This window comes from Paraburkholderia tagetis (assembly GCF_022213065.1).
GTDB lineage: Bacteria > Pseudomonadota > Gammaproteobacteria > Burkholderiales > Burkholderiaceae > Paraburkholderia > Paraburkholderia tagetis.
In genome coordinates this window covers 16290-27469 of record NZ_JAKLJA010000068.1, presented here as the reverse complement: position 1 = coordinate 27469, position 11180 = coordinate 16290, and the positions used below count along the sequence as shown (strand labels likewise).

Below are 11180 nucleotides of genomic sequence, written 5' to 3'. Positions count from 1 at the left end.
CCGCGAGCGTCCTGAACTCAGCGGTGTATGCCTGCTTTGGTATTTTGAACATCGATTCTTTCCTTCCTTCGGGTCGAGTTTACACACGACCTGCTGGAAGGCGAAATTTCGGGGGAAGCTCATCGCTGGCGGCGAACTGCGCGAGGGACGCTTCGCGCGGATTCCACAAGTTGGCCGTTTGGAGCAGTTGTTGAACGAAGCTACTTCTCAATGTCCGACGGAGTCGCTGCAGCAGCGTCTGATAACGCTTTGGCCGAGCCATGAGGACGGGGTACTTCGTTCGCTCGAGGCCCGCATGAAGGATAGGACTGAGACGCTACAGAATCGACTCGATGAGCGAGCCACCCGTGAAATTGGCGCAATGCGCGCTGTGCTGGGCGAGCTGCACACGAGCATCCGGTCGCAGTTGCACGAAGTTACCCCCCAACTAGAGCTCTTCTCAACGCCGGAGAAAGAACAATTTGAGCGGGACCGCAGCGCATTGGAGCGGCGTCTCGATGAGCTACCGGAAGAAATGGAACTCGAAGAAAAAATTATTTTGGCTCGATATGCGGAGCCGAACCCGCGCCTTTTCCCTGTATCAGTGACCTACCTGATTCCGGAAGTCCTTGCACGTCAGGGAGCGGCCTAAATCATGTCTATCGCTCGCCAACATAACGAATGGTTGTCGCTAATTGAGGTCTCTGGACCGTTTCTTTCCTTGCCTGTGTTGCTACGAGTGTTTCCCCAAGGGCTGGAAGCGCACGACACCGAGATGTCCAAGAACGTTCGCCTCGCATTCGGCGAATGGGAAGAGCATCGACAGGAAGTCGTGATTCACACCGCATGGCTCGAGTTCGTGCTCAAGCGCACTCTCGGCTATCCGGATGACTATTTGCTCACAGGACAGGCATTGCCAGATGGCTTAGAGGCGCGCGTTCACGAGTACGGGGAAACTCTCCGACCGACATATGCGCTTAAGGCGCCAACCGAAACGCTTCCTCGCATGTTGGTGAGCGTATATCCGTCGAGCCAAGAGCTGACGAAGCCGGTAGCAGGTACTACATGGAAGACCGGGTCCCCGGACACGCGCATGATGACATTGCTGCATGCGACTAATGTCCCTTTGGGCCTTGTGACCAACGGGGAGAAGTGGCTTCTGGTGGCAGCGAAGCCTGGTGAAACTACAAGCTTTATTACTTGGGATTCGGGACTTTGGTCGGAAGAACCTCTTACCCTGCAGGCATTTGTTTCACTACTCGGAGTTGGTCGTTTCTTCGGTGTAGCAGAGAACGAAACGCTTCCGAATATGCTCGCGGAAAGCGCGATGAATCAGCAGGAAGTTACTGACCAGCTCGGCCAACAGGTGTTGAAGGCGGTTGAGGTGTTGATTCAGGCACTCGACCGCATTGACGTCGAGCAGCACGGACGCTTCTTGAATGGTATTGGGGAGAAAGAGCTATATCAAGCTGCTCTGACCGTGATGATGCGGTTGGTCTTTCTTCTCTCTGCTGAGGAACGTGGGCTTCTTTTACTCGGCGATGCCTTGTATGACCGCCATTACGCAATTTCGACGCTACGCGACCAGCTACGTGAAATACCCGATGAACAGCTTCTTGAACATCGGCATGATGCGTGGGGTCGGTTCTTGGCGACCTGCCGCGTAATTTACGGCGGGGTAGAGCATGAGGCAATGCGCTTGCCGGCGTATGGGGGAGACTTGTTCGACCCGGACCGTTACCCATTTTTGGAAGGCCGGAAAGCAGACACCTCATGGGTTGATACACCAGGAGCGCCCCTTCCAATCAACAACCGCACGGTTCTGCATCTATTGGAGTCGCTGCAGTTTCTGCGAATACGCGTTCCGGGAGGCGGGATTGAGCCGCGTCGGCTGTCGTTTCGTGCGCTCGATATCGAACAGATTGGCCACGTGTACGAAGGGCTGCTCGACCACACGGCGAAACGTGCATCTTCGCCGGTGCTGGGTTTCAAAACCAGTGGCGGTGAAGATATCGAAATTTCACTCAGCGAATTGGACGAGCGCGCGACCGCTGGAGAGGACGAACTGGTTGCGTTCTTGAAGGAGAAAACGGGACGGACGCCGGCGGCTATACGTCGAGCATTCGCGCAGGCCGGCGATACCAATTCGCTCACGCTGCAATCGGCGTGTGGGACGGCAGACGGTCTCTACGACAGGATTAAACGGTACGCACATCTGCTTCGCGAGGACAGCAACGGGTACCCTGTAATTGTGCAACAAGGAAGCGTCTATGTGACGTCGGGGGCAGACCGCCGCAGCACAGGAACGCATTACACGCCAAGAAGCCTTACCGAGTCGGTCGTAAAGACTACGTTGGACCCACTGGTCTACGTGGGCGTCGACAGCGGGGAGGTGCCCGCGCCTGTGCGACTTAAGACACCGTCTGAAATTTTGTCTCTGAAGATTTGCGATTTTGCGTGTGGCTCCGGCGCATTCCTTGTGCAGGTATGCCGGTATATGTCCGAGAGGCTGGTAGAAGCGTGGGCACTCGCGGAGGCAACGCGGCCGGGGGTTCCCCTCGTCGTGCCGGAAGCATTGCCCTCCGGGGCACATCATAGCGAGCAGCTTCTACCAGGTGACCTTGAGGAGCGGCTCGCCCTCGCTCGGAGATTGGTTGCGGAGCGGTGTGTCTACGGTGTAGACGTCAATCCGATGGCCGTCGAAATGGCCAAACTTTCGCTCTGGCTCGTCACGCTGCACAAGAACCGCCCATTCACATTCTTGGACCATGCTATTAAATGCGGCGACAGCCTCTTGGGTCTGCATCAAACTAAACAAATTGAGAGTTTTCACCTAGTACCATCCAGAACGATAGAGCGACTACACGACTACATAAAGCGCGAGTCAATGGTGCTTCTGGACCAGGCCAGAAACAAACGGGAACAACTTGAGCGCTTTACTGTTGTTGATGTGCATGATGCCAAGTTGAAGAGCGAGTTACATGGCGATGCGGAGATGGCTCTCCGCGATGTGCGCGAATTGGGCGACCTCATTGTGGGTGCCGGCTTGTATGCAGCGACTAGTACAGCCTCCCGCAGTTTCAAGCTGCTTGACGCCAAACTAGATGAGCTTTTACTCGATGTGGGAGCCGTCTTCACCGAGAAGGCTTCGTTGCCGAGTGCCCGACCGCAAGGGTCGCCACCGCTTACGGAAAAAGCAGCGCGAATGCTCAATCCCGATTCGGCGCCGCAACCGCGCAATCCTTTTCATTGGCTCATTGAGTTCCCAGAGGTCTTCTTGAACACGAATGAGGCGGGTTTCGACGCCATTGTCGGAAATCCGCCGTTCGTCGGGGGAAAGAAAATTACTGGATTGTTGGGCGATGATTACCGTGACTATCAAGTGCTTTATACAGCGGATGGCCGTAAAGGACATGCCGACCTGTGTGCATATTTCTTTCTCCGAGCTTCTGCCCTTCTCAAACCCAACGGAAACTTTGGGCTTTTAGCGGTAAACACCATCGCGGAAGGTGATACACGACAGGTGGGGTTGGAAGCGATGCTCCATAGTGGGTACTCGATTTTTGCCGCCGCGCCAAATTTCGATTGGCCGGGAGCGGCTGTGGTGGTCGCTAGCGCTGTGTACGTCCATCGCGGGTCTTGGGGCGGGAGCTATCAATTGAGCGGCAGACCGGTGCCTACTATTTCCGCCTTTTTGTCTTCCGAGGTGGAGTGGAGTCCGATGCCTCTTAAGGCCAACGCCAACAAGTCGTTTATCGGTTCTTACGTGCTGGGTACTGGCTTCATCGTACGAGCGGAAGACGCGCTGAGGCTTATCGCTGATGACGCAAAAAACGCTCACGTGCTCTTTCCTTACCTGAACGGTGAAGACTTGAACTCGGAACCTACGCAGAAGGCTTCACGTTGGGTGATTAATTTTTGGGACTGGCCGCTCGCGCGCGACATAGATGGTACGTGGGCCACGGCATCGGAAGACCTAAAATCAAGATGGCTACGGGAAGGACGAGTGCCCGTCGATTATCCTGCCCCAGTAGCCCAAGACTACCCAGACGTCTTATCGATTGTCGAGACAAAGGTAAAACCCGAGCGTCAAAGGAAGGACGCGGATGGGAAATTTGTGCTGCGTAAGCCGTTACCGGACCGCTGGTGGCACTACGCAGATAAGCGTCCGGCGCTTTATCACGCCGTTGGTCGCGGTCATGATTTTTTTCAACATTCGGAGTCGTGGGATGCGCAAGGTCTCCGGCACCCGATGGTGATAGTGACGAGCCTAGTTCAAAACTTCGTAAAATTCGCGGTGGTGGAGAATGACAGCGTCTTTGCTCATAAGCTGGCTGTTTTTCCGATGAATTGGTCGTCGTTTGGAATTCTATCTTCAACGGTTCATCAGATTTGGGCTCGCAAGACCAGCTCAACGATGCGCGTCGACTTGAACTATTCGCCCACAGATACCTTTGAGACAATGCCGTTTCCGGACTCGTTACCCTCGACATTTGCTGTCTTGTGTCGAACCTTCAATGAGCGACGAGTACGAATGATGTCCGAATTGGGGGTCGGTTTGACCCGTCTCTATAACCTTTTCAACTCGGCGGATTGTGCGCACGACGAAATTGTCGCATTGCGCAGTCTTCACACGGAAATAGATAACGCGCTCCTCGCCGCCTACGGATGGCAGGACATTGACCTATGCCACGGATTTCATTCGGTTCCCTATCTACCTGAAAACGACCGTGTTCGCTTCACCATTTGCGAGGAATCGCGCTTGGAGGTTCTGCGCCGGCTTGCACGTTTGAACCGTCAGCGATACGAGGATGAGCATCGTGAAAGCCTGGAACGAACGGATTCTCTGGTCACGGTGAATTCATTCAATCGCCCATTGAGGCGCCCTCGCGTCAACACCAATGATGCGCAAGGTGGACTGTTCTAACGCGGTTGTGTGCCGCTGGGGAGTATAAGTGTCTACTAATCAGAAACCTCATTCAGTCCTTGCGTCAACGGTTCCGTCGCCGGTCCAACTGCGCGCCGAGCTTGAGGACCTTGTCGAAAAGGAACTGTTTGGACCTCGTGGCGGCCCCGATGAGGAAGTCGCAGAAACCCGCGTTCAAGACCGTTATTTGGTCGGCATGCTTTCGCCCCGGAATAGACGTTTGCGTGTGAACGAGATGGATGTACTGGCGGACGACGAGTCTGCCTCCGGCGAGGACGGCGCTACAGACGACGTCCCGCTTCCCACGGATTCATTGTCCCCGTCTTCGATAGGGATGACCTGCACGATTGCCGGAGATGTTCAGTCTGTTCTCGTGACAGGACGTTGGGGGCGGTACAAGCGCGAAAGGAGCAAAACTCAAGTTAATGACAAGGGGAATCCGCTAACGGTGTGGAAGCGGTATCCGATGGGTAACGTTGGTCTCCCAATCGCACTCGTCGAAGGTGATATTGCTCCGGTGCCGCTTGATATGTCACAGCCGGAGGTCTATCTCCAGGGAAGGATTCGCAAGCTCAATGGTGACTGGGTCGTTTCGCTGTTCATGGTCAATGGGCAGCGGGAAAGCGAATCCCTGAAAGACGAAATGTGGGTTTTCCAGCCGGAGCTAGAAGTTGCCGGCGCCGATGGTGCGCCGGTCTTTCGACGTAGGCAGTTGTTCCGTGATGAGGCGAAGGCGGACCCCGTACAACACGCAGAGCAAATGGCGCTCGAGATGCTCTATCGAGCACAGGTTGAGTTCGCCGTAGGACACGGGGTCGCCGTACATGCGGACGTCGACGCAGAGGACTCCACGAAGTGCGTTCGTTTGCGGACGCGCGCGATGCCGACGTATGAGGTACCTCAGACAACGCCGCCTACTGCGGAGGATATCCCCGCTCTGGCCGACGTAGTTCTGGAAATGAAGGCATTATCCGAAATGGCGGATACTGACCTATTCCGGTCGCTCCGGGCATTGCCAGCAGCGTATAAAGCGTGGATTGAGAAAGAGTCTGCCCGAATCGGCGACCCACAGGAGGAGCTGGAGGCCTATCGAAAGGTCGCCGAAAACGCGATTGCCAACTGCGAAGTCGCTTGCGGGCGCATCGATACCGGCATTGACCTTCTCGAACAAGACGCCAAGTCGCTGGAGGCGTTCCGGTTTGCCAACCGGGCGATGTGGCAGCAGCGCATCCACACACTGCTATCGGAGATGAAGCGCGCCGGTCGCAAAGTGAATGTCGGCGAACTGGAAAAATCCGAGAGCCCTTCATGGCGACCATTCCAGTTGGCGTTTGTGCTCCTCAACCTACCTGGCGTGACGCAGCTTGACCACCCCGAGCGCAGCAGTGCGCCCTCTGCTATTGCGGATTTGCTCTGGTTCCCGACCGGCGGCGGTAAGACCGAAGCGTATCTGGGCCTGACTGCGTATACGCTCGGCCTCAGACGACTTCAGGGCAGCGTGGGTGGACGACTGGGGCACGCCGGCGTTGCGGTCATCATGCGCTACACACTTCGGTTGCTTACGTTGCAACAGTTCCAGCGTGCCGCCGCGCTGATTTGCGCATGCGAGGTCATCCGAAGAGCCGCTCCTGAAGTTTGGGGCACGGAGCCGTTCCGCGTTGGACTCTGGGTCGGCATGAAGACGTCTCCCAACAGCGTTGCCGATGCGCATCAGTCGACGCTGGGCGGGCGTGGCGTTGGCATGGGCAGTGGTACGGGCTCTCCGCTACAACTGACCAACTGTCCGTGGTGTGGAGAGGGTTTGGACCTAGGGCGTGATGTGAAGGTGGAGACGTATGCCCAAGGTCGAGCACGCGTCTTTACATACTGCAGTGACCGACTCGGCCAATGTGACTTCAGTCGCGCGAAGGCGCCTGATGAAGGAATTCCGGTCCTGACCGTGGACGAAGAAATCTATCGCCGGTTGCCGGCGCTGCTGATAGCAACCGTCGACAAATTCGCGCAGATGCCATGGAATGGCACGACCCAGATGCTGTTTGGCCAGGTCGACGGATATTGTCCGCGCCATGGGTTTACTTCGCCCTGTCTGGAAGATGCTTCTTCGCATCCGACAAAAAACGGCCTGCCTGCAGTAAGGGCAGTTGCGCACGGGCCGCTCCGGCCACCCGACCTGATTATCCAGGACGAGCTCCACCTGATATCCGGTCCGTTGGGCAGTCTTGTTGGTCTGTACGAGACTGCAGTCGACAAGCTCTGCACCTGGACCATTGACGGAAAGGTCGTCCGTCCAAAAGTCATTGTGTCCACGGCGACTATCCGCCAGGCAACAGAGCAAGTCCGGTCGCTATTTCTGCGCGACGTTCGCGTGTTCCCACCTCAAGGTCTGGACGTGCGGGACAACTTCTTCAGCTTGCAGCGGGAGCCCAGTGAGCGATACCCCGGTCGACGGTACGTTGGTGTGAGCGCATTCGGGCGGCGCCTGAAGGTAGCGCTTATTCGCGTCTATTCGGCATATCTCGCGGCGTCCCAGGCATTGTTCTTGAGATACGGGAAAGCAGCTGACCCCTGGATGACGTTGTTGGGCTACTTCAATTCCATGCGTGAGCTCGGCGGCATGAGACGGCTCGTGGATGACGACATTCGCTCGCGTTTGCGTGATATGGATAGCCGTGGGTTGGCGAAGCGTCATACGCCAGCTCTTGAAGAACTGACCTCTCGGAAGAATTCCCGCGATATTCCCGGTTTGCTGGACCGACTTGAGTACGCACACGACCCACTTTTGCCGCCTCACGCGAAGCTAACCGGGAAACCGGTCCGCGCGAATCCTCTTGACGTTGTTCTGGCGACCAACATGATATCTGTGGGTGTCGACGTCAAGCGTTTGGGCTTGATGGTGGTCGGTGGTCAACCGAAGGGAACAGCGGAGTATATTCAGGCGACCAGCCGCGTTGGGCGAAACGCGCAAGCGCCGGGGTTGGTCTGTACCGTCTACAACTGGGGGCGACCGCGCGACCTTTCCCATTACGAGCGTTTTGAGCATTATCACGCGACGTTCTATCAGCACGTCGAAGCGCTTTCAGTGACGCCGTTCGCAGCGCGAGCGGTCGACAGAGGTATATCCGCCGTTCTGGCTGCACTGGTGCGCTTGCCCGCATCTGAATTCAACGAGAACTTGGCTGCGGGACGGCTGGACGGTTCGCACGCGATTGTGAAGGATGCAATCAAGGCAATTAGTGAGCGTGCCGCCTCCGTGACGCAGTCGACGGCGCAAGGGCAACGGGTCGAAAAAATGTTGAAAGCCCGAATCGACTATTGGCTCAAAAGGGCCGCGCCGAAACCGGGTGGGGCTCGGTTAGGGTATCAAGGACAGAGAGATGGAACGACCATTCCGTTGCTTGAGAAAACGGGAGCGGGAGACTGGGAAGACTTTACCTGTCTCGGTTCGCTCCGTGATGTCGAGCCAAGCGTCGGCCTAATCATGGATGACAAACCACTGGATGATGGGTACGGGCAAGGATACACGGCGCCTGCTCCGGCGGCTGTGAGCAATACAGGCACGCCGCCTTCGACGACCGGAGGCCAACAATGACAAAACACAAGGTCGGTGATATCCGACCCACGCAGCTGCTGAACGTTTATGGCGTCGGGGCAATGATTGACCTGCCAAACATCGCCGGAATGGTCATGGGTCTCGACGATTGGGATACGACCCATTCGGTGCTGGTCAGCGAAGAGCGCCTGCTTCGAGCCGTGCGTGTCCAGCTTGGTGACCAGGTTGAAAAACTCCTGCTTCCTCCGGTCGAACCGGACACTGCGTCCGCTGACCCTCTGGGCGGAGCTAAAATCGGGGTCCCGGTGGCAGCATTTCCCCAATGGTTTCGTTGCCCATGGTGTGAATTGCTGGCGCCCGTTAGTTCGGGCCTGTTCGAGCTGAAAACGGACCCCTACAGACCGGACCGCGCGCGGTTTGTCCATGCAAACTGCAGTAAGGCAGGTCAGCCTCCGGTGGCGCTGCCCGCACGTTTTCAGATTGCGTGCAGTCACGGTCACCTTGATGATTTTCCCTGGCTGCGTTTCGTACATCGTGGCGCGGCAACGTGCAATGGACCGCTCCGGCTAAAGAAGATTGGTGCCTCGGACGAAGCTGTGGATTTGCTCGTCAAATGTGATACCTGCGGGCGCGACCGGCGCATGTCCGACGCATTCGGGGAGGTTGCCGAAAGCGACGATGTGTTCGAGTGTAGGGGACGACGACCTCATCTGCGTGATTTCGCTCCAAGCGGTTGCAACGAGCATGCTGAAACGATGTTGCTGGGCGCGTCAAACAGTTGGTTTGGGATTTCGCTGTCAGCGCTGTCAATCCCGATGCATGTGGACAAGTTGCCGCAGTTGGTCGAGGAGCGCTGGGCGGTTTTGCAGCATATTCCGTCAAAGGAGACTGTAGGTGCGTTCAGAGCGGTAGGAAACCTGAAGGGCCTCGAGGACTACAACGACGCTGCTGTATGGGGTGCAATCGAAAGCAAGAAAAATGGCGTGCAGGCTGATGAAGAAAATGGCAACCTGAAATTGCCAGAGTGGAATGTCTTCGTTAGTGCTGACCCGGCCACCAATACGCGAGACTTCCAGTTAACCCCTGTCGTTGCGCCGCACGGATACGAACAATATTTTGAAAAGGTTGTCCGCGCAGAGCGCCTGCGAGAGGTGCGGGCGCTAACCGGATTCACGCGAATCGAATCACCGGGTGACTATTCGGACCCGAGTGAAATTCCAGATGCACTGCGAGCGCCATTGGGCCGCAGCAAGCCCGCTTGGGTGCCTGTTTCTGAAGTGAGGGGGGAGGGAATATTTCTCCAGTTTTCAGAAGAGGTAATACGCGCGTGGGTGAGGCACGTCACTCGGCAAGATGAGGAAATGTTCCGCGCCCACTCCGCATGGCGGAAAGCACGGCACATCCCCGAGCCTCAGAGCGGGTACCCGGGGATTCGATATGCGCTGATTCACTCTTTCTCCCATGCCCTAATGCGGCAGTTGTCCATGGAGGCTGGATACTCGTCGGCCAGCATCCGTGAGCGGATATACGCTCACGACGGAGGGGATGACGCACCTCCGATGGCGGGCTTGCTTCTCTATACGGCGGCTCCCGACAGCGAAGGAACCCTTGGTGGGTTGGTCTCGTTGGGGGAGCCCGACAGGCTTGGGCGTTTGATAAGGTTGGCGTTGGAGGAGATTCGACTCTGTGCTTCAGACCCGTTGTGCGGTGAACATCGGCCGGCGCACGACGGAACTTCTTCGTTGCACGGCGCCGCATGCCATGCGTGCATGTTTTCCCCAGAAACATCGTGCGAGCGCGGAAACAAATATCTTGACCGAGGACTCCTCGTCCAGACGATTGGTGGCGGCAACGTTCCTTTCTTTGAATGATGATGAACTTGCCAACACCTCTCCTCGATGCTATCGCGGAATTTGCCGCTGACGTCTCTTCGGATGCCGTTATGGCCGTAGCAGTGCAGCTAAGGCAGTCAAGCACTAACCTCGAGCAGGCGTTGCTGCAGATTCAGCAGCGCCTCCATTCGACGGCTCGCACTAGGTTTCAGCGAATCCTCGAAGAATGGCGCAACTGTGCTGGTCGAGTTCCGCCGGGCGAACTCGCGGCTTCAGTTGAAGGAGCACTTCACCAAGCGATGAGGCTTCGGGGTGAAAGCAGCGTCGAACTTGTATGGTCAGGGCCAGCTACTCCCCAGCTTGGTTTTCGGAGCACAGAGCAGGTCCTGTTCGAGCTGATAAGTGGCGCACGGAGGTCATTGTTCATCGTAACGTTTGCGGCTTACAAGGTGGACGCTCTTGTGCAAGCGATACAAGCGGCCGTGACCCGAGGCGTCAAAGTTTCCTTTCTTTTGGAGAGCCGGGAAGAAAGCGATGGCAAAGTTGACTTTGACGCGGCGGACGGACTGGCTTTGTCGCGGGTCGGTGGGATTACGACGTACGTTTGGCCGCTAGCGAAGCGCCCGAAAAGCATCCAAGGCCTTCATGGCTCGCTTCATGCAAAATTCGTGGTCGCGGACGAAGAGGTGCTTTTTGTATCGAGTGCGAATCTGACTGACTACGCGATGAACCTCAACATCGAATTAGGAACACTGATGCGCGGCGGTGACGCGCCGAGACAGGTAGCCGCGAATCTCGCGGCCCTTTTGCGAGATGGGGTATTCCGGGCAGTGAACCTATAACCCGATGGAGCGGCACTCTAAAGTTCGGATTTACACACCCGAAGTGGGGT

Annotated in this window: 4 protein-coding genes and 1 pseudogene; all 5 read left to right on the top strand. The window is 56.7% G+C overall.

Going from position 1 to position 11180, the window contains the following annotated elements; all coding sequences use genetic code 11:
* Positions 1-631 (top strand): annotated as a pseudogene (locus L5014_RS36105) (hypothetical protein); the annotation flags it as partial.
* A 3-nt stretch (positions 632-634) separates the two neighbouring features.
* Positions 635-4906: an Eco57I restriction-modification methylase domain-containing protein gene (locus L5014_RS36100; RefSeq protein WP_238468667.1), complete on the top strand. Its 4272-nt coding sequence runs from the start codon at positions 635-637 to the stop codon at positions 4904-4906.
* Between the two features lie 28 nt (positions 4907-4934).
* The gene (gene drmA, locus L5014_RS36095; protein WP_238468666.1) at positions 4935-8495 is read left to right on the top strand and encodes a DISARM system helicase DrmA; all 3561 of its coding nucleotides are present in this window, start codon (positions 4935-4937) and stop codon (positions 8493-8495) included.
* A complete protein-coding gene (gene drmB, locus L5014_RS36090; RefSeq protein WP_238468665.1) occupies positions 8492-10327 on the top strand; it encodes a DUF1998 domain-containing protein in 1836 nt (611 codons plus the stop codon). The genes drmA and drmB overlap by 4 nt, the downstream gene beginning before the upstream one ends.
* Complete coding sequence (gene drmC / locus L5014_RS36085) at positions 10324-11130, top strand: DISARM system phospholipase D-like protein DrmC (protein WP_238468664.1); 807 nt, start codon at positions 10324-10326, stop codon at positions 11128-11130. Before drmB ends, drmC begins: the two co-directional genes overlap by 4 nt.
* Positions 11131-11180: the final 50 nt, after the last annotated feature.

Excerpts from the sequence above, each read along its gene's own strand:
- drmC (WP_238468664.1), top strand. The coding sequence starts at position 10,324 with ATGATGATGAACTTGCCAACACCTCTCCTCGATGCTATCGCGGAATTT.
- L5014_RS36100 (WP_238468667.1), top strand. The coding sequence starts at position 635 with ATGTCTATCGCTCGCCAACATAACGAATGGTTGTCGCTAATTGAGGTC.
- drmB (WP_238468665.1), top strand. The coding sequence starts at position 8,492 with ATGACAAAACACAAGGTCGGTGATATCCGACCCACGCAGCTGCTGAAC.